General features: G+C 70.4%; 17 protein-coding genes. 12 read left to right on the top strand and 5 right to left on the bottom strand.

The window, feature by feature from the left end; all coding sequences use genetic code 11:
- The first annotated feature begins 24 nt into the window (after nucleotides 1-24).
- The 5 genes from E2170_RS12530 (at nucleotide 25) to yeiP (ending at nucleotide 6,949) form a co-directional block, all read left to right on the top strand.
- Entirely contained in the window at nucleotides 25-2,034 is a 2,010-nt protein-coding gene (locus tag E2170_RS12530; RefSeq protein WP_133000949.1) for an acetyl/propionyl/methylcrotonyl-CoA carboxylase subunit alpha, read from the top strand.
- A 1-nt stretch (nucleotide 2,035) separates the two neighbouring features.
- Nucleotides 2,036-2,932, top strand: coding sequence for a hydroxymethylglutaryl-CoA lyase (locus tag E2170_RS12525; protein WP_133000948.1), 897 nt, complete (start codon nucleotides 2,036-2,038; stop codon nucleotides 2,930-2,932).
- Between the two features lie 26 nt (nucleotides 2,933-2,958).
- Entirely contained in the window at nucleotides 2,959-5,481 is a 2,523-nt protein-coding gene (locus E2170_RS12520) for a sensor domain-containing protein (RefSeq protein WP_133000947.1), read from the top strand.
- 120 nt (nucleotides 5,482-5,601) lie between these two features.
- The gene (locus tag E2170_RS12515; protein ID WP_133000946.1) at nucleotides 5,602-6,372 is read left to right on the top strand and encodes an SDR family NAD(P)-dependent oxidoreductase; all 771 of its coding nucleotides are present in this window, start codon (nucleotides 5,602-5,604) and stop codon (nucleotides 6,370-6,372) included.
- A gap of 10 nt (nucleotides 6,373-6,382) precedes the next feature.
- A complete protein-coding gene (gene yeiP / locus E2170_RS12510; protein ID WP_133000945.1) occupies nucleotides 6,383-6,949 on the top strand; it encodes an elongation factor P-like protein YeiP in 567 nt (188 codons plus the stop codon).
- A gap of 16 nt (nucleotides 6,950-6,965) precedes the next feature.
- Here the strand turns inward: yeiP and E2170_RS12505 are convergent, their stop codons facing one another.
- From E2170_RS12505 to E2170_RS12495, 3 genes are read right to left on the bottom strand one after another with little or no spacing between them, the layout of a single operon-like run.
- Entirely contained in the window at nucleotides 6,966-8,744 is a 1,779-nt protein-coding gene (locus E2170_RS12505; protein WP_243708163.1) for a DUF7844 domain-containing protein, read from the bottom strand.
- A 12-nt stretch (nucleotides 8,745-8,756) separates the two neighbouring features.
- Nucleotides 8,757-9,059 (bottom strand): DUF2388 domain-containing protein, encoded by a 303-nt coding sequence (locus tag E2170_RS12500; protein ID WP_133000944.1) that lies wholly within the window; start codon nucleotides 9,057-9,059, stop codon nucleotides 8,757-8,759.
- Nucleotides 9,060-9,067: 8 nt separating this feature from the next.
- Entirely contained in the window at nucleotides 9,068-10,471 is a 1,404-nt protein-coding gene (locus tag E2170_RS12495; protein WP_133000943.1) for an FAD-binding oxidoreductase, read from the bottom strand.
- Between the two features lie 119 nt (nucleotides 10,472-10,590).
- Between E2170_RS12495 and serA the strand changes: the two genes are divergently transcribed.
- A complete protein-coding gene (gene serA, locus E2170_RS12490; protein ID WP_133000942.1) occupies nucleotides 10,591-11,823 on the top strand; it encodes a phosphoglycerate dehydrogenase in 1,233 nt (410 codons plus the stop codon).
- Between the two features lie 230 nt (nucleotides 11,824-12,053).
- On the opposite strand, the gene E2170_RS12485 is transcribed toward serA, so the two are convergent.
- A complete protein-coding gene (locus E2170_RS12485; protein ID WP_133000941.1) occupies nucleotides 12,054-12,611 on the bottom strand; it encodes an NUDIX hydrolase in 558 nt (185 codons plus the stop codon).
- Nucleotides 12,612-12,802: 191 nt separating this feature from the next.
- Between E2170_RS12485 and E2170_RS12480 the strand changes: the two genes are divergently transcribed.
- The 5 genes from E2170_RS12480 to mtnC all read left to right on the top strand — a co-directional run bounded on the left by E2170_RS12480 (nucleotide 12,803) and on the right by mtnC (nucleotide 17,994).
- Nucleotides 12,803-14,299, top strand: a complete 1,497-nt coding sequence (locus E2170_RS12480; protein ID WP_133000940.1) for an amino acid permease — start codon at nucleotides 12,803-12,805, stop codon at nucleotides 14,297-14,299.
- A 19-nt stretch (nucleotides 14,300-14,318) separates the two neighbouring features.
- Nucleotides 14,319-15,629, top strand: coding sequence for an amino acid permease (locus E2170_RS12475; protein WP_133000939.1), 1,311 nt, complete (start codon nucleotides 14,319-14,321; stop codon nucleotides 15,627-15,629).
- A 199-nt stretch (nucleotides 15,630-15,828) separates the two neighbouring features.
- Nucleotides 15,829-16,473, top strand: coding sequence for a methylthioribulose 1-phosphate dehydratase (locus E2170_RS12470; RefSeq protein WP_133000938.1), 645 nt, complete (start codon nucleotides 15,829-15,831; stop codon nucleotides 16,471-16,473).
- A gap of 112 nt (nucleotides 16,474-16,585) precedes the next feature.
- Complete coding sequence (locus E2170_RS12465; protein WP_133000937.1) at nucleotides 16,586-17,140, top strand: 1,2-dihydroxy-3-keto-5-methylthiopentene dioxygenase; 555 nt, start codon at nucleotides 16,586-16,588, stop codon at nucleotides 17,138-17,140.
- 161 nt (nucleotides 17,141-17,301) lie between these two features.
- Nucleotides 17,302-17,994 carry an acireductone synthase gene (gene mtnC / locus E2170_RS12460; RefSeq protein ID WP_133000936.1) on the top strand — a complete coding sequence of 231 codons (693 nt, stop codon included), beginning with the start codon at nucleotides 17,302-17,304 and terminating at the stop codon, nucleotides 17,992-17,994.
- Nucleotides 17,995-18,016: 22 nt separating this feature from the next.
- Here mtnC and E2170_RS12455 read toward each other — a convergent pair whose 3' ends face one another.
- On the bottom strand, nucleotides 18,017-19,609 hold the full coding sequence (locus E2170_RS12455; protein WP_133000935.1) for a calcineurin-like phosphoesterase C-terminal domain-containing protein: 1,593 nt from the start codon (nucleotides 19,607-19,609) through the stop codon (nucleotides 18,017-18,019).
- A gap of 131 nt (nucleotides 19,610-19,740) precedes the next feature.
- Here E2170_RS12455 and E2170_RS12450 point away from each other — a divergent pair, with 131 nt between their 5' ends.
- Nucleotides 19,741-21,570: a sensor domain-containing diguanylate cyclase gene (locus tag E2170_RS12450; RefSeq protein WP_133000934.1), complete on the top strand. Its 1,830-nt coding sequence runs from the start codon at nucleotides 19,741-19,743 to the stop codon at nucleotides 21,568-21,570.
- The last annotated feature ends 12 nt before the right edge of the window (nucleotides 21,571-21,582 follow it).

Raw genomic sequence — 21,582 nt, 5'->3', positions numbered from 1 at the left:
CCGCGTTCATCCGTGGCCAAAAAAATGTTCAAGAAGATCCTGATCGCCAACCGCGGCGAAATCGCCTGCCGCGTCATCCGCACCGCCCGCCGCATGGGCATCGCCACGGTGGCGGTGTATTCGGAGGCCGACGCCGGGGCGCAGCACGTGCGGCTGGCCGACGAGGCGTATCCGGTCGGTGGACCGCGGCCGCAGGACAGCTACCTGCGCGGTGACGCCATCATCGAGGCGGCGGGGGCCAGCGGGGCGCAGGGCATCCATCCCGGCTACGGCTTCCTGAGCGAGAACCCGGACTTCGCCGATGCGGTCGAGGCCGCGGGCATGGTCTTCATCGGGCCGAAGGCGGAGTCGATGCGGCGCATGGGCAGCAAGGCCGGCGCCAAGGAGCTGATGGCGGCGGCCGGGGTGCCGGTGGTGCCGGGCTATACCGGCGAAGACCAGGCGCCGGAGCTGCTGGCGCGCGAGGCGGAGCGCGTCGGCTTCCCGCTGATGATCAAGGCGGCCTACGGCGGCGGCGGCAAGGGCATGCGCATCGTGCGCTCGGCGGACGAGTTCCTGCCGGCGCTGGAAAGCTGCCAGCGCGAGGCGCGCAACGCCTTCGGCCGCGACCGGGTGCTGCTGGAGCGCTACATCGAGTCGCCGCGGCACATCGAGATCCAGGTGTTCGCGGACTCGCAGGGCAACACCATCCATCTCAACGAGCGCGAGTGCTCGGCGCAGCGCCGCTACCAGAAGGTGCTGGAAGAGGCGCCCTCGCCCTTCCTGACGCCGGAGCTGCGCGCGCGCATGGGCGAGGCGGCGGTGCTGGCCGCGCGCGCGATCGGCTACCAGAACGCGGGCACGGTGGAGTTCATCGTCGCGCCGTCTGGCGAATTCTTCTTCATGGAGATCAACACCCGCCTGCAGGTGGAGCATCCGGTGACCGAGATGGTGACCGGGCTGGACCTCGTCGAATGGCAGCTGCGCGTGGCCGCCGGCGAGCCGCTGCCTCTGGCGCAGGCCGACATTCCGCAGCGCGGCCATGCCATCGAGGTGCGCCTGTACGCCGAGGATCCCGACGCCGGCTTCCTGCCCGGTTCGGGCCGCCTGCAGCGCCTGCGCCTTCCGGCCGATGCCGAGGGCGTGCGCATCGATTCGGGCGTGGTCGAGGGCGACGTGGTCACGATCTTCTACGACCCGATGATCGCCAAGCTCATCGTCCACGCCGACGACCGCGACGGCGCGCTGGCCCGCCTGCGCGCGGCGCTGGCGCGCTGCGTGATCGAGGGGCCGAAGTCGAACATCGCCTTCCTCGAGCGCCTGGCGCGGCATCCGGCGGTGGTCGAGGGCCGGATCGACACCGGCTACCTGGATCGCCACCTGGACGAATTCATCGGCGACGACGGCGCCCAGGCGGAGGGCGGCGACGAAGCCCGCGCCGCGGCCGTGGTCGCCATGCTGCTGGCCGCCGAGACCGAGGCCTGCCGCGCCGCCGCGCGCAGCGGCGACCCGGGCTCGCCCTGGGCGATCGCCGATGGCTGGCGCCTGGGCCACGCCGGCCTGCGCCGGATGGTGCTGGGTGAAGGCGAGGCGCGCCACATCGCGGTCGCGCATGGCTCGGGCGGCAACTACCGGATCGAGTTCGAGGATGCGGAGCCGCTGACGGTCGAAGGCGCGACGATGGCCGCAGGCGCCCTCCAGGCACGTTTCAACGGCCGGGGACTGCGCTTCCCGGTCGACGCCGAAGGCAGCGCCGTGCGCCTGCACGACGGTCGCCGTGGCTGGCGCTTCGACCGTGTCGCCGCCTACGAGGCCAGCCGCAGCGGCGAGGCCGGCGGCGGCAACCGGGTTGCGGCGCCGATGCCGGGGCGTATCGTGGTGACGCGGGTGCAGGCCGGGGACAGCGTCAGCGAGGGGCAGGAACTGCTGGTCATGGAAGCGATGAAGATGGAGCTCGCCCTCAAGGCGCCCCGCGACGGCGTGGTCGCCGAGCTGCTGGCCCGCGAGGGCGACTTCGTCGACGCCGACGCCGTGCTGGTCACCCTGGAGGACTGAGGTGGCGCTTCCGGGACACGTCCGCATCGTTGAAGTGGGGCCCCGCGACGGGCTCCAGAACGAATCCGCGATGGTCGCCACCGCGGCCAAGATCGAACTGGTCGACCGCCTGTCCGCCACCGGGCTGCAGACCGTGGAGGCCACCAGCTTCGTCAGCCCGAAATGGGTGCCGCAGCTGGCCGACGCCGCCGAAGTCTTCGCGGGCATCCACCGCCGTGACGGCGTGGCCTACCCCGTGCTGGTGCCCAACCTGCAGGGCTACGAGCGCGCGCGCGCGGTGGGTGCCGAAGAAGTGGCGGTGTTCACCGCGGCCTCGGAGGCCTTCAACCGCCGCAACACCAACGCCGGCATCGATGAATCGCTGGAGCGCTTCGCGCCCGTGCTCGAACGCGCACAGGCCGACGGAGTGAAGGTGCGCGGCTACGTCTCCACCGTGCTCGGCTGCCCCTACCAGGGCGAGGTGCCCTTGGCCGACGTGGTCCGCGTCGCGCGCGCGCTGCATGCGATGGGCTGCTACGAGGTCTCGCTGGGCGACACCATCGGCGTGGGCACGCCGGCGAAGGCGCGCGCCATGCTGCGCGCGGTCGCCGCGGACGTGCCGATGCCGGCGCTGGCCATCCATTTCCACGACACCTACGGCCAGGCCCTGGCCAACGTGCTGGCCTGCCTGGATGACGGCGTGACGGTGGTCGACGCCGCGGTCTCCGGCACCGGCGGCTGCCCGTATGCGAAGGGCGCCAGCGGCAACCTCGCCACCGAGGACCTGGTCTACATGCTGCACGGCCTGGGCGTCGCGACCGGCGTGGACCTCGATGCCCTGGTCGACACCGGGGCCTGGCTGTCGGGGATCCTCGGCCGCGACACCGGCAGCAGGGTCACCAGGGCACGGGCCGGGTGACCCTGTCGCTGCCGCCGGACCCGCCGATGACGCCTCCAGGCGATGGCGGCAACGCGCGGACCCTGGCGGCACTCGAGGCCGCCGTCAGCGACCCCACCCTCCCCGACGCCACCCGCGTCCTCCTGCGCGAAGCGCTGGACGCCCTGCATGCGGCCAGCCTCGACATCCACCACGCACAGATGCGCTACCGCGCGCTGTTCCACGCCGTGCCCGACCCGGTCAGCGTGATCGCCGCCGACGGCACCGTGCTCGACCTCAACAAGGCCGGCATGGCCGCCTACCGCCGCCCGCGCCAAGAAGTCGTGGGCCAGCCGATCCACGTGCTCAATCCCGACCTGCCCGAGGACCACATGATCCCGGTGATGGAAGCGCTCGACCGCGGCGAGACCTATGTCATCGAGGTCAGCAACATGCGCGCGGACGGCACCCGCTTCCCTGTGGAGGTGCATTCGGCCGGCTTCGACCTCGACGGCCAGCGCTGCGTGGTGGCGGTGGCCCGCGACCTCAGCCGCCGTCGCGAGGCCGAATCGCGCTACCACGATCTGATGGAGGTGATCGACAAGGGCATCGTCATCCAGTCGGCGAACGGCGCCCTGGTGCACGCCAATTCCGCGGCGCTGCGCATGCTCGGCGTCCGCGAGGGAGCGCACGTGCCACGGGACGGCAGCCTGCCCGAGCACTGGATGCTGGTCCGTGCCGACGGCAGCGAAATGCCGATGTCCGAGTTCCCGGCGATGCGTGCGCTGCGCGAGGGTCGGATCATCGGCAGCGTCCTCCTTGGCCTCTACCACCGCCTGCGACGCCGGCTGCTGTGGCTGTCGGTGACCGCGATCCCGCACTACGCGGCCGGTGGCGACAGCCCCGACCAGGTGCTGTCGATGTTCTCCGACGTCACCGACCTCAAGCGCGACAGCGCCCTGTTCGACCGCGTGCAGTCGCTGGCCAGCATCGGCGGCTGGGAATGGGACCGCGCCAGCGACCGGCTCTACCTCACCCGCGAGGCCGCGCTGATCCTCGCCCAGGCCCAGCACCCGCGCTCGATGGAGGCGGTGCTGGCCTGCCTGCAGCCCGGCGACGGGCAGCGCCTGCGCAAGGCCCTGGCCGCGGCCAGCGAAGGCAGCGGCTTCGAACTGGACCTGCAGGGCGCGGGCAGCGACGGCCAGGCCTTCTGGGTGCGGGTCATCGGTGAAAGCGGCAGCGGGGTGGCCGGCGCCACGCGCGTCACCGGCACCCTGCAGGACATCACCGTGAGCAAGCAGGGCGAGCAGAACCTGCGCGTGCTCGCGCGCAGCGACCCGCTCACCGGCCTGCTCAACCGCGATGCGATGCTCGCCGAACTCGGCGAGCGCCTGGGCGGGCCACGCCCGGGACCGGTCGCGGTGCTGTACATCGACCTGGACCGCTTCAAGCTCATCAACGACGTGCTCGGCCACGCCGCCGGCGACAGCCTGCTCACCGCCGCCGCCGACCGCTTGCGCCGGGCCGTCGGCGACGAGGGCCTGATCGCGCGCTTCGGCGGCGACGAATTCCTGGTGTCTTGCCACTGCGGCGACGACGCGCGCCGCCCCGAACGACTGGCCGACGCCATCCTCGACGCCTTCGCGGTGGGCTTCGGCTTCGACAAGGACGAGTTCGTGGTCACCGCCAGTATCGGCATCGCGCGTTCACCGGAAGACGGCGTGGATGCACAGACGCTGATCCAGCACGCCGACGCGGCGATGTACGAGAGCAAGCGGCGCACCCGCAACGGCCGCCTGGTCTACACCCCGGCGCTCGCGCAGTCGCAGCGCGAGCGCCTGCAGTTCGAGACCCAGCTGCGCCACGCCGCCGACAACGACGAGTTCCACCTCGTCTACCAGCCGCAGGTGGACCTGGTCAGCGGCGGGATCATCGGTGCCGAAGCGCTGATCCGCTGGCGCAACGAGCGCCTGGGCGAGATGCGCCCCGATCACTTCATCGCCCAGGCCGAGGGCACCGGCGACATCGTGCGCATCGGCGAATGGGTGCTGCGCGATGCCTGCCGCCAGGCCGCCGCCTGGCGCGACCAGGGCCTGGGCATCGTCCGGGTGGCGGTGAACGTGTCCTACCGCCAGCTGCTGGGCAGCGACCTGACCGCCCTGGTGCGCGGGCTGCTGCGGGAGTTCGACCTGCCCGGGGAGGCGCTGGAGCTGGAGTTCACCGAGCGGGTCCTGATCGAGGACGCGCCCGAGACCCTGGGCAATTTCGCCGCGCTGCGCGAGCTGGGCGTGAGCCTGGCCATCGACGACTTCGGCGAGGGCTACAGCGCGCTCAACTACCTGCGCCGGCTGCCGATCCAGGGCCTGAAGCTGAGCCAGCTGTTCGTGGCCGGAGTGCCCGGGAACCAGTCCGACGTGGCGGTCTGCCAGGCCGTGGCCGGCATCGCGCGCAGCCTCGGCCTGGGCCTGGTGGCCGAAGGCATCGAGAACGAAGGCCAGCGCCGGTTCCTGCTGGAGCTGGGCGTGCCGGTGGGCCAGGGCTTCCTGTTCGCCCCGGGACTGTCGCCGGACGAGTTCGCATCGCGGCTGTAGCTGCCTGCGGCGGGCGCCCCTCCCTGTTGTGGGAGCGGCCATGGCCGCGATCGCCGCTATAGCGGCTCCCACAGTCGGAGTCCGGTAAAATTCCCGCTTTCCCTCCTGCACGGGACTGCCATGCAAGCTGATTCCATCCGCGCCGTCGTCACCGGCGGCGTCTCCGGCCTCGGCCTCGCCGTTGCCACCCGCATCGTCGCCGACGGCGGCAAGGTCGCCCTGTTCGACGTCAACGAAGACAAGGGCGCCGCCGCGGTCGCGGCGCTCGGCGAAGCCAGTGCGCGCTACTTCGCCACCGACGTCACCGACGAGGCCGCCGTGGCCGCCAACGTCGCCGCCGCGAAGGAGTTCCTGGGCGGCTTGAACACGGTGGTCAACTGCGCCGGCATCCTCGGCGCCGGCCGCGTGCTCGGCCGCGAGGGCTCGATGCCGCTGGGCCGCTTCCAGTCGACGGTGATGGTCAACCTGGTCGGCAGCTTCAACGTCGCCAAGGCAGGCGCGGAGCTGATGCAGCACAACGACGCGGGCGAGGACGGCGAGCGCGGCGTGATCGTCAACACCGCCTCGGTCGCGGCCTACGAGGGCCAGATCGGCCAGGCCGCGTACTCGGCCTCGAAGGGCGGCGTGGTCGGCATGACCCTGCCGATGGCGCGCGAACTCTCGCGCTTCGGCATCCGCGTCAACACCATCGCCCCGGGCATCTTCTGGACGCCGATGGTCGACGGCATGCCCGAGGACGTGCAGCGGTCGCTGTCGGCCTCGATTCCCTTCCCCTCGCGCCTCGGCCGCCCGGAGGAGTTCGCGGACCTGGTGGCGTACATCGCCGGCAACCGCTACATCAACGGCGAGACCATCCGCCTCGATGGCGCCGTGCGCCTGGCATCGAAGTAAGGAACACGCGATGAAGGCTTACGACGTCAAGAAAGGAAACGTGGTCGAGCACAACGGCACCGTGTACCAGGTGCGCGACATCGAGCGCAGCTCGCCGCAGGGTCGCGGCGGCAACGTGCGCTTCCGCTTCACCATGTACAGCGTGCCCGGCGGCAACAAGACCGACGCCTCGTTCGACGGCGACGACGAGCTGAAGGAAGTCGAGCTGCTGCGCCGCCAGGCCAGCTTCTCCTACAAGGACGGCGAGGCCTTCGTGTTCATGGACGACGAGGACTTCACCCCCTACACGCTGGACGCCGATGTGGTCGGCGAATCCGCCGGCTACATCACCGACGGCCTGACCGGCTGCTACGTGCAGGTCATCGACGACATGCCGGTGGCGGTGCAGCTGCCGCAGACCGTGGCGCTGGAAGTCGTGGAGACGCCGCCGGAGCTCAAGGGCGGCACCGCGACCAAGCGCCCCAAGCCGGCGCGGCTGTCGACCGGCCTCGAAATCCAGGTGCCGGAGTACATCGTCAACGGCGAGCGCGTGCTGGTGAACACCACCAGCGGCGAGTTCTCGGGCCGCGCCGACTGAACCTCCGCACGGGCCGCTAGGGCAGCGTGAGGCCGCCTTCGGCCTGGTGCAGGGTCCTCAGGCGGTCGCCCAGGGCCGCGATGTTGGCCTCGGTCTGTTCCAGCGCCGCGCGGTTCGCGGGCGGCAGCCATTCGCGGGCCACGGCGTGCAGGCGTGCATCGAGCTCGCGCAAGCGTGCCGCGCGCGCGCCGGCGCCGGCGCGGGCCTGTTCGCGCTCGGCGGCCTGCGGCAGGCCGTAACCGGGCAGCGAGAGCAGTTCCGCGGGGCTCGCCAGCACGCCGCCTTCGCGCAGGGCCTCGACGAGCAGGTCCGGCAGCCCGTCGAGGCTCACGTGCCGCTTCAGCACGTCGCGGGCCTGCTGCTCCTCGCGTCGCAGCGCGGCCTCTTCCAGCAGCAGGAGGGCGGCCGAGGCGCGCATGTCGCCGCGCTCCAGCCAGGATGCGCGCCGCGACGGCGGCAGGCGCAGCCAGGCTTCGACATCATCGGGGCCGAGCGCCAGCCGTTCGCGCGCGGTGTCGTACAGCGCCTGGTAGTGGGCGCTCCAGGGCTCGAAGCGGTAGCCCAGACGCAGCGCCTCGACGGGATCGGCAGGTCGCTGCGCATCGTCCACCAGGCCTGCGCGGCGCAGGCGTCGCAGCAGGCCCTTGGGCGTGATGCTGTCGAGGCCGGCATCGGCCACACCGGGAACGCCGTCGTGCAGCAGCTTCCAGGTTTCGACCGCGCAGTTGTTGCCGATGAAGCGGTAGCGACCGTCGTAGCTCCAGTGCACGTGCGCGGCGCGCTCCAGCAGGGCCGCGATCGCATCGCCCGACAGTTGCAGCGGGACTGATTCCAGCGGCCGAAGCTCGACGCGCGTGTACTCGTCCACCACCTGCTGCATCGGCAGCACGAACAGCCGCGAGGGATAGCCGCCGGTCAGCCCGCGCCAGCTCGACAGCTGCAGGTCATCGACGAAGGCGCGGAACGAGAGCACGCGGTGGTGGTCGAGGTCGAGGCGGCAGTCGGGTCCGGGCTCACGCCCCGGCGCGCAGACCACCAGCCGCAGCATGCTGTGGCCCCAGCGGCTCATCATGGCGTCGCCGTCGCCGGCGAGCAGGTAGTCGACCGCGAACACGCGCGCGGGATCGAGCTCCAGCAGCGGTGCAGCGCCGGCATCCGACAGCGCGCCGGCATCCACGTAGGGCAGCGCCGCATCGCACGCGGGCGCGTGGGGCGCCCAGTCGAAGTGCGCCGAGAACCAGGCGTGCAGCGCCGGGCGGCGGCAGGCGTAGCCGGGATCGAGCAGGAAGTGCTCGAGGTTCACCGCCACGAATTCGGCCGGTGAATGCAGCTCGTAGGCGTCCGGGCTGCGCGCGCTGAAGTCGTTGCGGCGCGTGCGTCCGGGCCACAGCGGCCGCACCTGCCAGCCGGCGAGATCCAGCAGGCGGGGATCACGCGACAGGCCGTGCTCGCGGTCCCAGGCGTGGGCCAGCTCGTGCAGCAGCGCCGCGACGGCCGGCTCGATGCCCGCCCCTGCCCCGTCCAGCAGCGCGCGCGACAGCCCGATCCGCCGGCCGCGGATGCGGCCGTGCACGCCTTCGGGCAAATCATCGCGCCAGGCCAGCTGGAGCGTGCGCTCCTGCGCGCGCCAACGCGGTGGCAGCCGCGAGAGCGCCTCGTCCACGAGTTCCTGCGTCGCCGCCAGCTCCGCCTCAGGCGGGCCCGGCTCCGCCTCGATCCGCAGCGCGGCCTCAGCGTCCGCTGCGAACGCCAGCCATGCCGCCAGCGTGAACGCCTTCAGTGTGTGCTTCGGCACCGCCCCCGGCCATCAGCGAGCCAGGATCGCCCGTGCCAGTTCCATGTCGCTGGCCGCGCGGGCTTCGGCGGAATCCGCGCGCAGCTGGCGCAGCGCCGCCTCCAGCCGCGCGCCGCGGATGCGGCCGTCGCTGGCGACGAAGCCCGCCGCATCCTCGCGCGCCTGCAGCACGACCTTGTCGTTGCCCGAAGTCGAGCCGGACGAAGCCCCGCTGGACGCGGAGCCCGCCCCGGCGCTGGTGCCGGCGAAGCTGGACGCGTGGGCGGGAGCGGCAAGGGCCAGCGCGAACGCGCAGCCAAGAACGATTCGGATCATGTGTGTGTTCATCGGGAAGGGGAAGTCGGGGGATCGAAGAGCTTTCCGGGGTTAAGGATACCTGCCGGATCGAGCGCCGCGCGCACGGCGCGCATGACGGCGACCTCCGCCGGGCCGCGCGTACAGCCCAGGTACGGCTTCTTGACCAGGCCGATGCCGTGTTCGGCGGAGATGGTGCCACCGTGGCGCTGCACCAGTTCGGCCAAGTGCGCGGTCACCGCGCCGCAGCGCTCGACGAAGGCGTCCGGCGCCAGCGCTTGGGGCTTCAGCACGTTGATGTGCAGGTTGCCGTCGCCGATGTGGCCGAACCACGCCACCTCGAACTCCGGGTACTCGGCACCCAGCAGCACCTGTGCGTCGGCGAGGAAGGCCGGCATCGCCGACACCCGCACGGCGACGTCGTTCTTGTACGGCAGGTGCGGCGCCAGGGCTTCGGTGATGCCTTCGCGCAGCCGCCACAGCTGCGCGGCCTGCGCCTGCGACTGCGCGACCACGCCGTCCTCGACCCAGCCCTGTTCCGCGCAGTGGGTGAAGGCCTCCAGCACGCGGTCGTCATCCGGTCCCGCCGCGGCCGCATCGGCGACCACGTAATAGGGATACCCGCGCTCGAAGGGGGCCTGGGCGCCATGCGCAAGCACATGCCGCAGCGCCACGTCGGTGAAGAATTCGAAGGCTTCCAGCGCCAGGCGTTCGCGCAGCAGCTGGAACACCTGCATCAGCACCTCGAACGAAGGCAGCGCCAGCAGCAGCGTGGCCACCGGCGGCGACGGCGGCGCCAGCTTCAGGGTGGCCTCGACCACCACGCCGAGCGTGCCCTCGGAGGCAATGGCGAGATGGCGGAGGTCGTATCCGCTGGAGTTCTTGACCAGGCCACGGTTGAGGTCGAGCAGTTCGCCCGCGGCGGTCACCAGCTTCAGGCCCGCAACCCACTCTCGCGTATTGCCGTAGCGCAGCACGCGGATGCCGCCGGCATTGGTGGCGATGTTGCCGCCGATGGTGCAGGAGCCGCGTGCGGCGAAGTCGACCGGGTACTGCAGGCCGTGCTCGCGGGCCTCGGCCTGCACCGCTTCCAGCGGGATACCTGCCTCGACGGTGAGCGTGCGGTCGACCGGATCGAAGCCCAGCACGCGGCGCATGCGCTCAAGGCTCAGCACCAGTTCGCCGTTGGCGGCCACGGCGCCGCCGGAGAGCCCGGTGCGGCCACCCGAGGGCACCACGGGCACGCCTTCAGCGCTGGCCCAGCGCAGCACCGCCTGCACCTCTTCGATGCTCCCCGGCAGGGCCACGGCCAGCGGTGCCGGCGCCCAGCGCCGGGTCCAGTCGCGGCCGTAGTACTCCAGTTCCGCGGGCGTCGTGGCCAGGCGCAGGCCGGGCGCGGATTCGCGCAGGGTGTCGAGTCGGGGGTCGCTCATCGCCGGGCCGCCATGGTGGGAGGCCCAGCCTGCCAGCGGCGCGGGCCAGCGTCCACCGCTGCAGTGCAACATCGGCCAGCCGCTGGCACACTTGAGCCGCACCCATCCACAGGCCGGCGATGAAGACCTCCTACCCGCGCAAGGACATCCACGTGCTGCTGCTCGAGGGCGTCAGCCCCAGCGCGGTGGCCATCTTCGAGGACGCGGGCTATTCGAGCATCGAGGCCCATGCCGCATCCCTGCCGGAGGACGAACTGCGCCGGCGCATCCGCGAGGCGCACATCGTCGGCATCCGTTCGCGTACCCAGCTCACCGCCGAAGTGCTGGCCGAGGCGCGGCGACTGATGGCGGTGGGCTGCTTCTGCATCGGCACCAACCAGGTGGACCTGGAGGCCGCGGCGCGCGCCGGCGTGCCGGTGTTCAACGCGCCCTATTCCAACACCCGCAGCGTGGCGGAGCTGGTGATCGCCGAAATCATCATGCTGATGCGCGGGGTGCCCGCGCGCCACGCCGCCTGCCTGCGCGGCGGCTGGCTGAAATCGGCGGCCGGCAGCCACGAGGTGCGCGGCAAGACGCTCGGCATCGTCGGCTACGGCCACATCGGCACCCAGGTCGGACTGCTGGCCGAGGGCCTGGGCATGCAGGTGCTGTTCCACGACGTCGAGGCCAAGCTGTCGCTGGGCAATGCCCGCGCCGCCGCCGGCCTCGACGACCTGCTCGCGCGCGCCGACGTGGTGACCCTGCACGTGCCGGAGACGCCGGCCACGAAGACGATGATCGGCGCGGCCGAACTCGCCGCGATGAAGCGCGGCGTGCACCTGGTCAACGCCTCGCGCGGGACCGTGGTCGACATCGATGCCCTGGCCGCGGCGCTGGAGAGCGGCCAGGTCGGCGGCGCCGCCATCGACGTGTTCCCGGTCGAGCCCAAGGGCAACGACGAGGCCTTCGAATCGCCATTGACCCGCTTCGACAACGTGATCCTGACGCCACACGTGGGCGGCAGCACGCTGGAGGCGCAGGACAACATCGGCCTGGAAGTGGCGGCCAAGCTGGTGCGCTACAGCGACAACGGCAGCACGCTGTCGGCGGTCAACTTCCCGGAGGTCACCCTGCCGGGCCACGAGGGCAGCCAGCGCATCCTGCATATCCACCGCAACGTGCCCGGCGTGCTGTCGAAGATCAACGAAGTGTTCTCCCAGGCCGGGCTCAACATCGACGGCCAGTACCTGCGCACCGACGCCAACGTCGGCTACGTGGTGATCGACGTCGGCGCCACCCCGGATCAGGCCCTGGCGCTGAAGGCCGAGTTGGCGGCGATCCCGGACACCCTGCGCACGCGGGTGCTGTACTAGACGGCTGCGGTTCGCTTCGAGCGGGAAACCGGAAGCCTTTTTTTTGCCACGGATTACGCGGATTACGCGGATTTACACGGATAAAGCAGGGCGACTACTGTGTTGAGGCTGCTTGTCGGATGACCGCGCGCGCATCGCAGCACGGCTGTTCGCAGTAAGAGGCTTCTGCTCTATCCGTGTAAATCCGCGTAATCCGCGTGATCCGTGGCAAAGCTTTTGAACCTGCCCTCCTACGGAGCAGCACGGCCAAGCCACTTGCGGGCCATGCGACGCAGGGAGGGGTCGATGGTGGCATCGGCGGCGACTGTTTCGACTTCGAGCCAGGCGAGGTCGTGCGACTCCTCGCCGACCACGAAGCGTTCGTCGTCGCCGGCGCGCACGATGTAGCGCACGTCGTGGTGCCAGTGCCCCGGCACGCCCTTGCGCTCCGGGATCCAGTGGCGGTCGAGGTCGAAGATGCCGCCTTCCACGCGCAGGCCCGGCAGGCCGCTCTCCTCGCTGGCTTCGGTCAGCGCCACCCGCGACAGGTCCATGTCGCCGTCGGCGTGACCGCCGGGCTGCAGCCAGCGGTCGAGCTTGCGGTGGTGGGTCAGCAGCGTGCGCCGGCCGTCGGCGCTGACCAGCAGCGCGGACGCGGTGAAGTGCCCCTCCAGGCGCTCGCGCAGGAAGGCGTGGCGGCCCTCGCCCAGCAGTTCGATGAACACGCGCGCCTCCTCCGCCTCGCCCGGCCATGCGGCGGCATGGGCGGTGAAGGCGGACGCGAGCAGGGCCAGGGGATCGGGAGTCATGCTGCATCGCCGCATCGCGGCGCCGGCTTGAAGGGGGCGCACATTATCGCCGCACGGCGCTGCACTGCCGCTTGTGCGCGCGGAGTCGCTTTGGCAAGGTACGGCAGCCGTGGCGCCCTGCGCCAACCATCGCGGCACGGCTTCCGGGGAAGCGTGCCGCGGCAAACCACTATCGAGGGGAGAAGCTGCGGATGCTGAAAGCGCTGATGAGGGTCAAGCCGGTCGAGCCGGCTCCGCACGTCGATGCCGGCGAACCCGTCGAGGGCAGCCTGCAGGGCGAAGCCACCCTCAAGCGCACGCTGACCGCACGCCACCTGGTGCTGCTGGGCATCGGCGCGGTGATCGGCGCGGGCATCTTCGTGCTCACCGGCCAGGCCGCGGCCAACCACGCCGGCCCGGCGATCATGCTCAGCTTCGTGCTGGCCGGCCTGGCCTGCGCCTTCGCCGGCCTGTGCTACGCCGAGTTCTCGGCGATGATGCCGGTCTCCGGCAGCGCCTACTCCTATTCATATGCGACGCTGGGCGAATTCATCGCCTGGTTCATCGGCTGGTGCCTGGTGCTCGAGTACCTGTTCGCATCCAGCACGGTCGCGGTCGGCTGGTCGGGCTACCTGGTCAGCTTCCTGACCACCACCCTGGGCGTTCCCTTCCCTGCCGAGCTCGCCACCGCGCCCATCACCTGGGCCAACGGCGAATTCGTCAGGACCGCGGGCGTGATCAACCTGCCGGCGGTGCTGATCGTCGCCGCGGTCAGCGGCCTGTGCTTCATCGGCATGACCCAGTCGGCCTTCGTCAACGCCATCGTGGTCGCGATCAAGGTCGCGGTGATCGCCGCGTTCCTGGGCTTCGGCTTCCAGTACGTCGACCCGGCCAACTGGACGCCCTTCATCCCCGAGAACACCGGCCCCGGCCAGTTCGGCATGGACGGCGTGTTCCGCGCGGCCACCATCGTGTTCTTCGCCTATATCGGCTTCGACGCCGTCTCCACCGCCGCCGGCGAGGCCAAGAACCCGCAGCGCGACATGCCCATCGGCATCCTCGGCTCGCTGGTGGTGTGCACGATCATCTACATCGCCGTGTGCGCGGTGCTGACCGGAATGACCCACTACTCGCTGCTCGACACCGCCAAGCCGGTCGCCACCGCGCTGGAGGAGGCGATGAAGGCCGATCCTTCGGCCAACCTCGGCTGGCTCAAGACCGCGGTCGAGATCGGCGCGATCGCCGGCCTGTCCTCGGTGATCCTGGTGATGTTGATGGCGCAGCCGCGCATCTTCTATTCGATGTCGCGTGACGGCCTGCTGCCCAAGCTGTTCGGCAAGGTGCACCCGAAGTACCGCACGCCCTACGTCGGCACGATCATCGTCGGCGCCGCGGCCTGCCTGCTGGCCGGCTTCATGCCGCTGAGCGTGCTGGGCGAGCTGGTCTCTATGGGCACCCTGATCGCCTTCGCGACGGTCTGCCTGGGCGTGCTGGTACTGCGCTACACGCGCCCGGACATCCCGCGCCCGTTCCGGGTGCCGTTCTTCCTGCTGATCTGCCCGCTGGGCGTGCTGGCCTGCCTGTTCCTGTTCTTCCAGTCGTTCATGGAGCACTGGCTGATCTTCGTGCTGTGGACGCTGCTCGGCCAGGTGATCTACTTCGGCTACGGCTACCGCAACAGCAAGCTCAACACGCGCGACAAGGCCTGACGGCCGACAGGGCCACGCGATGACCACGACGACCACCGCCGTCAAGAAGATCGGCCCGGTGCTGGCGACCTTCATGGTGGCCAACAACATGATCGGCTCGGGCTTCTTCCTGCTGCCGGCCACGCTGGCGAAGTCCGGCACGGTCACCGCGCTGTCCTGGCTGATCGCCACCCTGCTGGCGGTCGCGCTGGGCGCGGCGTTCGCGCGCATCGCCCGCCAGCATCCGGACCTGACCTCGCCCGACGACTACGTGCGGCCCTCGCTCGGGCGCGACATGGGCTTCCTGGCGTCGACGCTGTACTGGCTGTCGTCGTGGATCGGCAACAACGCCATCGCGGTGGCGGCCTTCGGCTACCTGATCATCCTGCTGCCGATCGAGGACGGTCTGGGCGTGCGTCTGGTCGGTCAGGTGCTGCTGATCTGGGCGATGTTCGGGCTCAACCTGCTGGGGCCGCGCAGCATCGCGCGCTTCCAGTCGTTCTGCGTGGTGTTCGGCCTGCTGCCGGTGGCGGCGATCCTGATCGCGGGCTGGACGCACTTCAACCCGGGGCTGTTCAGCGCCGGCTGGAACGTGACCGGAGAATCGGACGCCTCCGTGGCCTTCGGTTCGCTGGCGGTGGTGTTCTGGGCCTTCATCGGCCTGGAGACCGGCGCGATGGTGGCCGGCGTGGTCCGCGACCCCGACCGCAACGTGCCGATCGCCACCCTGGGCGGCATCGTGCTGGCGGGCGTGGTCTACCTGACCTCGTCGGTGCTGATGATGGGCATCGTACCGGTGGAGGAACTGGCGGGCTCGAGCGCGCCCTTCGCCCTGGTCGCCGGGCGCATGTTCGGCGAATGGGCGATCCCGGTGATCGCCGCGGCCGCGGCGCTGAAGGCCACCGGCACGCTGGGCGGCTGGATGCTGGTCACCGGCGAATCCGGCGCGCGCGCCGCGCAGCGCGGCTTCCTGCCGGCGGTGTTCGGGCGCGTCCGCCGCAACGGCGCGGCATCGACGGGCCTGCTGCTGGTGGTGGTCGCCATGACCCTGATCGCCCTGACCACGCTGTCGGACTCCGTGTCCTCGCAGTTCGAGATCATCATCAACATGGCCGTGACCCTGGTGGTGATGGCCTATGTCGCCGCCGGCCTGAGCCTGCTGCTGGGCACCCGGGCGCGCCCGGCCACCACCTCCGACCGGCTGCTGGGCATGGCCGCCCTGCTGGCCTGCGGCCTGCTGGCCTGGTCGACCCCGATCGACACCCTGCTCGGCGCCATCATCATCGCCCTCCTCGCCCTGGCCGCCTACCGCGGCTTCAGCCGCCGCCGGGCGGTGGCCGCTCCGGACTGAGCGCCAACAGCAAAAGATTTGCCACGGATGAACGCGGATGACGCGGATTTACACGGATAGAGCAAATGCCCGGGTTGGGCCGCGGCCCATTCCTGCTTCTGCTTGATCCGTGTAAATCCGCGTCATCCGCGTTCATCCGTGGCAAAAATTGCTCTTACGCACCCCTCCCCGAAGCCGGGTTGGCGCTAGACTTGGCGGCATGAGCGACGCATTGCCCTTCGACGAGCACCGGCTGCGCGAGCTGGCCGGGGAAATCATCATCAACGTGCGTGAGCTGGCGGCGCTGGGGTGGACGCCGGCGACCAGCAGCAACTTCTCGCGGCGGCTGGACGAGCGGCACGCGGCGATCACGGTGTCAGGGCGCGACAAGGGCAAGCTGCGCGAAGGCGACATCATGGTGGTGGACATGGACGGCCGCGCGGTGGGCAGCGACCACCGGCCCTCGGCCGAGACCCTGCTGCACACGCAGCTCTATGCCCGCTATCCGGACGTGGGCTGCGTGCTGCACACGCATTCGCAGGCGCAGACCATCGCCTCGCGGCTGTACGCCGGCGCCGGCCATGTGCGCCTGGAGGGTTACGAACTGCTCAAGGCCTTCCGCGGCAACGACACCCACGAGGCGGCGATCGACGTGCCGGTGCTGCCGAATTCGCAGGACATGCCGACGCTGGCCGCCCAGGTCGACGCCCTGCTCGACCAGGGACCGATGTGGGGCTACCTGATCGATGGCCACGGCCTCTACGCCTGGGGCCGCGACATGGCCGAGGCCCGCCGCCACCTGGAGGCCTTCGAGTTCCTGTTCGGCTGCGAGCTGGAGCTGCGCCGGCTGTGCGCCGGCCATTGAGGTCACGGCCCCCGATTCATCGCCGTCGGGACGCACAGCGTTCCGCGAACGCAACCATGCCGCCCGCCCCGGCTGCTACGCTGGCCCGCCGACCCCACACTGGAGATCCGCCATGAGCCGCCTGCGCATCTTCGCCGAAGACGCTCCCGACACCACCCTGCTCGACACCCGCGACGGCGACGCCATCGCCGCCGAACTCGGGAAGATCGGCGTCACCTTCGAACGCTGGCAGGCCAGCCAGCCGGTGTCCGCAGGCGCCTCGCAGGACGAGGTCCTGGCCGCCTATCGCGCCGACATCGACCGCATCAGCGCCGAACGCGGCTTCACCACCGTCGACGTGGTCAGCATCGCCCCGGACAACCCCAAGCGCGAGCAGATGCGCGCGACCTTCCTCGACGAGCACTTCCACAAGGAAGACGAAGTCCGCTTCTTCGTCGCCGGCTCGGGCCTGTTCACCCTGCACGTGGACGACCGGGTCTACGAGATCGAATGCGTCAAGGACGACCTGATCGCGGTGCCCGACGGCACCACCCACTGGTTCGACATGGGCCCCGAGCCCGAATTCATCGCCATCCGCTTCTTCCAGCAGCCCGACGGCTGGGTCGGCCATTTCACCGGCACCGACATCGCCCAGCGCTTCCCGCGCTACGAGAAGTCCGCGCGCTGACGAAGATCAAAAGCTTTTTTGCCACGGATTACGCGGATAAGAGCAGATAGGAAGAGGCACAACCTTGCTTGGCCCTATCTGCTTTTATCCGCGTAATCCGTGGCAGAAGGCTTTTGATTTTCCCTCCCTCCGAACCATATTGATCCGTGGCAGAGGCCTCCATGACGACCACTATCCTGACTGACATCGAAGGTACCGCGGGCAGCATTTCGTTCGTGCGCGAGGTGTTGTTTCCTTATGCGCGGCGGGAGTTGCCGCGGTTCGTGCGCGAGCGCGGGCAGGAGCCGGAGGTGCGGCGCTGGCTGGACCAGGTGGCGACCGAGCACGGGGCGATGTGCGAGGACGCGATGATCGTGGAGACGCTGCAGGGCTGGATCGACGAGGACCGCAAGCACACGGCGCTCAAGGCGCTGCAGGGCATGATCTGGGCCGACGGTTACGGGCGCGCGGACTTCACCGCGCACGTGTATCCCGATGCCGTCGAGGGACTGCGTCGCTGGCATGCGGCCGGGCACCCGCTGGCGGTGTATTCGTCGGGCTCGGTGCCGGCGCAGAAGATGTTCTTCGGCCACTCCGACGCCGGCGACCTGCTGCCGCTGTTCGAGGCCTTCTTCGACACCCAGGTCGGCGGCAAGCGCGAGGCGGCCAGCTACGCGCGCATCGCAGGGGAACTCGGCCGCGAGCCGGGCTCGATCCTGTTCCTGTCCGACGTCGTCGCCGAGCTTGACGCCGCGCGCGAGGCCGGACTGCGCACGGTGCTGGTCGACCGGCTGGAGGACTATCCGCAGCCGCGCGGCGATGAGGAGTCCAACGGGCATCCGCGGGTGGAAAGCTTCGACGCGATCACGCCGTAAGCGTCGCGCGTCTGGCTGGCCCTCACTCCGTCGCGGGCACCGCCACCCACTCCTCGAGTCGATAGTTCGTCGCCGCACGCTGTTCCCCATGCCAGCGATCGAAAGCGCGCACCTCGATCGCATGCCCGCCCGCGGCCAGGTCCGTAGGCAGCGCACCACGCCACAGGTGCACGGAAGGCTCCGCCTCCGGCGAACGATCGAAGCCACGTAGCGCGGCAGCCTCGTCGTCGCGCGCGTTCTCGGCCATGAGCCAGGGATCCGGGCGCTCGACGCGCTGCATCGGCCGCCACTCGCCTTCGCCCACGCGATATTCGACCCGGGTATCGGCTTCGGCCATGTAGACGTTGGCGTAGACCGCCCAGGCCGGGTACGCACCGCGGCGCAGCACCTTCGGCGCGTGCAGGTGCATGGCGTTCGTGCGCGCCGGATCGGCAACCGGCAGGCGCGCCGGGTGCCAGGACAGGCGGTAGCCGCCGTCGGCATCGATCTCCAGAAGTGCGTGGCCATTGGGCGTGCCGTCGGCCATGGTCGCGTCCGGAATGCCTTCGGCGTCCGGCGCACCGGACCAGAAGGCACCGCTGGCCGCACCGACGTTGAACTCGTGCAGCGGCACCGCGCCGTGCCAGCCCTCCGCCGGCCCGTGGCGATGCTGGCGCTGGGTATGGCGGTGGCCGCTCAGCACCAGCAGCTTCGGGAAGTCGCGCAGCAGGGCGAACAGGCGCTCACGGTCGGCGCTGCGGAAGGTCTCCGGGCGTCCCGGCGCGGCGGTGTCGAACAGCGGGATGTGCACGCCCAGCACCAGCAGGCGGTCCTTCGGCACGGTCGGCAGCCAGGCCTCGAGGAATTCGAACTGGTCCCCGCGCAAGCCGCCGACGTAGGCCGGGCGCTGGCCGGGCTGCAGCACCACGTCGTCAAGCACGAGGAAGCTGGCCGCGCCCTCCTCCCAGGCGAAGGTGTCCGGACCGTAGCTGGCCCGGAAGGCCGACAGCGAGGTGTCGTCGGCCTTCGCATCGGGATCGAAATCGTGGTTGCCCGGCACATGCAGCCACGGCACGCCCAGGCGCCTGGTCACCGCATTGACGTCCGGGTACAGCGCGACCACGTCGTCGACGATGTCGCCCAGGCTGATGCCGAGATCCGCCTCGCGGCCGCCCGCCGCGGCCAGCGGGTCGACGATGTCCCGCGCGTAGTAATCCACGTCGGCCAGCGACTTCACCTGCGGGTCGGCAAAGACCCGTACCGAGAGCCCGCCGCGGCCCCGCGCCGGACCGCGCTGCAGGGCGAAATCGGCCTCGCGATCACCGCCCCCGGGCCGCGGCGCATGCCAGGCCGCCGGCAGGCCGTCGGCGCGCAGCGGCAAGCGCCAACCGGCCGGCTTGACCACGAACAGCGGCGCGTCAGCGCGCGCGTCCAGGCGGTAGCGGCCTTCGCCATCAGTCAGCACCACCGACCGGCCGTCGGACACCGCCACCCCCTCCACGCCCGGCTCGCCGGGGCCCGCGACGCCGTCGCCGTCGCGGTCGTCGAACACCCGGCCCTGCCACTGGGCGGCGCCTGCCGCACCCGCGGCAGCGAACAGGCACAGGGCGGCAAGCAGGCGGACAAGACTGCGCATGGGGCCTCCGGGTCGGGGATGGCCCCCTATCGTGCACGATCGCGTTTACCTCGGGATCGCCGACAGGCTTATGATCGGACCGGGGCTGTGGCCGGTGGGGTAGTCATGGACGCTTTCATGGGGATGTCAGGATGATCGCGAATCGGCCATGGCCGGCCCTCTGGGCGGCCGTGCTCGCACTGCTGCTGCAGGTGCTGGCGCCGGCCAGCGCCGGCGTGGTCGAACTCGCGCCTGACACCGGCGAACTCGCGCTTTCGCCCCATGTCACTTTCCGCCACGACATCAGTGGCGCCGAGACCGTGGACGAGGCCTGGCGCCTGCTCGGCACCGATGCCTTCGCGCCGCTGCCCGGCGGCAACCCGGCCTTCGGCTTCCAGGACGGCGCCTTCTGGGTCCATGCGCGCGTGCTCAACCGGAACGTGGAGGAGCCGCGCTGGCTGATGGTGCAGACCTATCCGCTCAGCGACCGCCTCGACGTCTACCTGCGCTACCCCGACGGACGCGTCAAACACCAGGCCGGCGGCGACACCCTGCCCTTCGGCGAGCGCGCGATCCGCTACCGCCATCCCAACTTCCTGCTCGACCTGCCTGCGGGACAGCCGGTGGACATCCTGTTCCGGGTGCAGAGCCAGAGCTCGATGCAGGTGCCGCTGGTGCTGTACACGCCGGCCGCGTTCACCGAGCTCTCGCGCGACGCGCAGTTCGCCATCGGCCTGTACTACGGCATCCTGCTGGCGCTGTTCTTCTACAACCTGGTGCTGTGGCTGGTGCTGCGCGACGCCAGCTATTTCTGGTACCTGTTCCACATCAGCGCCTTCGGCCTGGTGCTGTTCTGCCTCAACGGCCTGGGCTTCGAATACCTCTGGCCCGACAACACCTGGCTGGCCGACAAATCGGTGCCGCTGTCGATCAGCCTGGCGCTGATCGGCATGCACCAGTTCGCCCGCGTGTTCCTGGGCCTGGGCGAGCGCTGGCCGCTGGGCAACCGGGTGAGCATCGTCGCCATCGCCGCCTTCGTGTGCTTCGGCATCGCGGCGGTGTTCGTCCCCTACCGCCTGATCACGCCGGCGGTGTCGCTGGCGGTGCTGGTCAGCATCGTCTGGATCACCGTCGCCAGCATCGATTCGGTGCGCAAGGGCTACGCACCGGCGCGGCTGTTCCTGCTGTCGTGGGCGATGTTCCTGGCCGGCACCGCGATCTACACCCTGGTCGCCTTCGGTGTGATCCCGAAGAACTTCTTCACCGAATACGGCGTACAGCTGGGCTCGGCGCTGGAGATGCTGTTCCTGTCGGTGGCGCTGAGCTACCGCTACGCCTCGCTGCGCAACGAGAACGAGCGCATCGTCAGCGAGGCCAACGTCCAGCTGGAACGCAAGGTCGCGCAGCGCACGCGCGAGCTGCGCAACATCCTGGACCAGCTGGAGGAGGCGCATTCGCGCCTGCGCGAGTCCAGCCGGCGCGACGGCCTGACCGGCCTGCACAACCGTTCGCACTTCCACGATGCCTTCGAGCGTCTGCTCGTGGCCAGCAACCAGGAGCGGCGGCCGCTGTCGCTGCTGATGGTCGACCTGGATTTCTTCAAGTCGATCAACGACGAGTACGGACACCTGGTCGGCGACGACGTCCTGCGCGCTGCTTCGCAGCGCATCGGCGCGGTGCTGGAGCCGCATGACGCCCTGCTGGCGCGCTTCGGCGGCGAGGAATTCGTGGCGGTCCTGCCCGGCACCGACCTGCGGGCGGCAGTGGCGGTGGCCGAGGATGTCCGACGCGCGATCTCGTCGACGCCCTGCGAATCCCAGCACGGCCCGCCGGTGCGCATCTCCGCCAGCGTCGGCGTACATACCGTTGTGCCGGGCACCGTGGACGACATCGAGGACGCCCTGCAGGTGGCCGACCAGGCGCTGTATGCCGCCAAGGCCAACGGCCGCGACTGCGTGCGCACGTCCATTTCCGCGGCCTAGGACTGCGCCAGC

Source organism: Luteimonas arsenica (assembly GCF_004352825.1).
Lineage (GTDB): Bacteria > Pseudomonadota > Gammaproteobacteria > Xanthomonadales > Xanthomonadaceae > Luteimonas > Luteimonas arsenica.
The sequence above is the reverse complement of the archived record's forward strand: the minus strand, read 5'-3'. Positions and strand labels throughout refer to the sequence as shown.

Excerpts from the sequence above, each read along its gene's own strand:
- E2170_RS12515 (WP_133000946.1), top strand. The coding sequence starts at position 5,602 with ATGCAAGCTGATTCCATCCGCGCCGTCGTCACCGGCGGCGTCTCCGGC.
- E2170_RS12465 (WP_133000937.1), top strand. The coding sequence starts at position 16,586 with ATGAGCCGCCTGCGCATCTTCGCCGAAGACGCTCCCGACACCACCCTG.
- E2170_RS12495 (WP_133000943.1), bottom strand. The coding sequence starts at position 10,471 with ATGAGCGACCCCCGACTCGACACCCTGCGCGAATCCGCGCCCGGCCTG.
- yeiP (WP_133000945.1), top strand. The coding sequence starts at position 6,383 with ATGAAGGCTTACGACGTCAAGAAAGGAAACGTGGTCGAGCACAACGGC.
- E2170_RS12480 (WP_133000940.1), top strand. The coding sequence starts at position 12,803 with ATGCTGAAAGCGCTGATGAGGGTCAAGCCGGTCGAGCCGGCTCCGCAC.
- E2170_RS12475 (WP_133000939.1), top strand. The coding sequence starts at position 14,319 with ATGACCACGACGACCACCGCCGTCAAGAAGATCGGCCCGGTGCTGGCG.
- E2170_RS12470 (WP_133000938.1), top strand. The coding sequence starts at position 15,829 with ATGAGCGACGCATTGCCCTTCGACGAGCACCGGCTGCGCGAGCTGGCC.
- E2170_RS12455 (WP_133000935.1), bottom strand. The coding sequence starts at position 19,609 with ATGCGCAGTCTTGTCCGCCTGCTTGCCGCCCTGTGCCTGTTCGCTGCC.
- E2170_RS12530 (WP_133000949.1), top strand. The coding sequence starts at position 25 with ATGTTCAAGAAGATCCTGATCGCCAACCGCGGCGAAATCGCCTGCCGC.
- serA (WP_133000942.1), top strand. The coding sequence starts at position 10,591 with ATGAAGACCTCCTACCCGCGCAAGGACATCCACGTGCTGCTGCTCGAG.
- mtnC (WP_133000936.1), top strand. The coding sequence starts at position 17,302 with ATGACGACCACTATCCTGACTGACATCGAAGGTACCGCGGGCAGCATT.
- E2170_RS12450 (WP_133000934.1), top strand. The coding sequence starts at position 19,741 with ATGATCGCGAATCGGCCATGGCCGGCCCTCTGGGCGGCCGTGCTCGCA.
- E2170_RS12500 (WP_133000944.1), bottom strand. The coding sequence starts at position 9,059 with ATGATCCGAATCGTTCTTGGCTGCGCGTTCGCGCTGGCCCTTGCCGCT.
- E2170_RS12485 (WP_133000941.1), bottom strand. The coding sequence starts at position 12,611 with ATGACTCCCGATCCCCTGGCCCTGCTCGCGTCCGCCTTCACCGCCCAT.
- E2170_RS12520 (WP_133000947.1), top strand. The coding sequence starts at position 2,959 with ATGACGCCTCCAGGCGATGGCGGCAACGCGCGGACCCTGGCGGCACTC.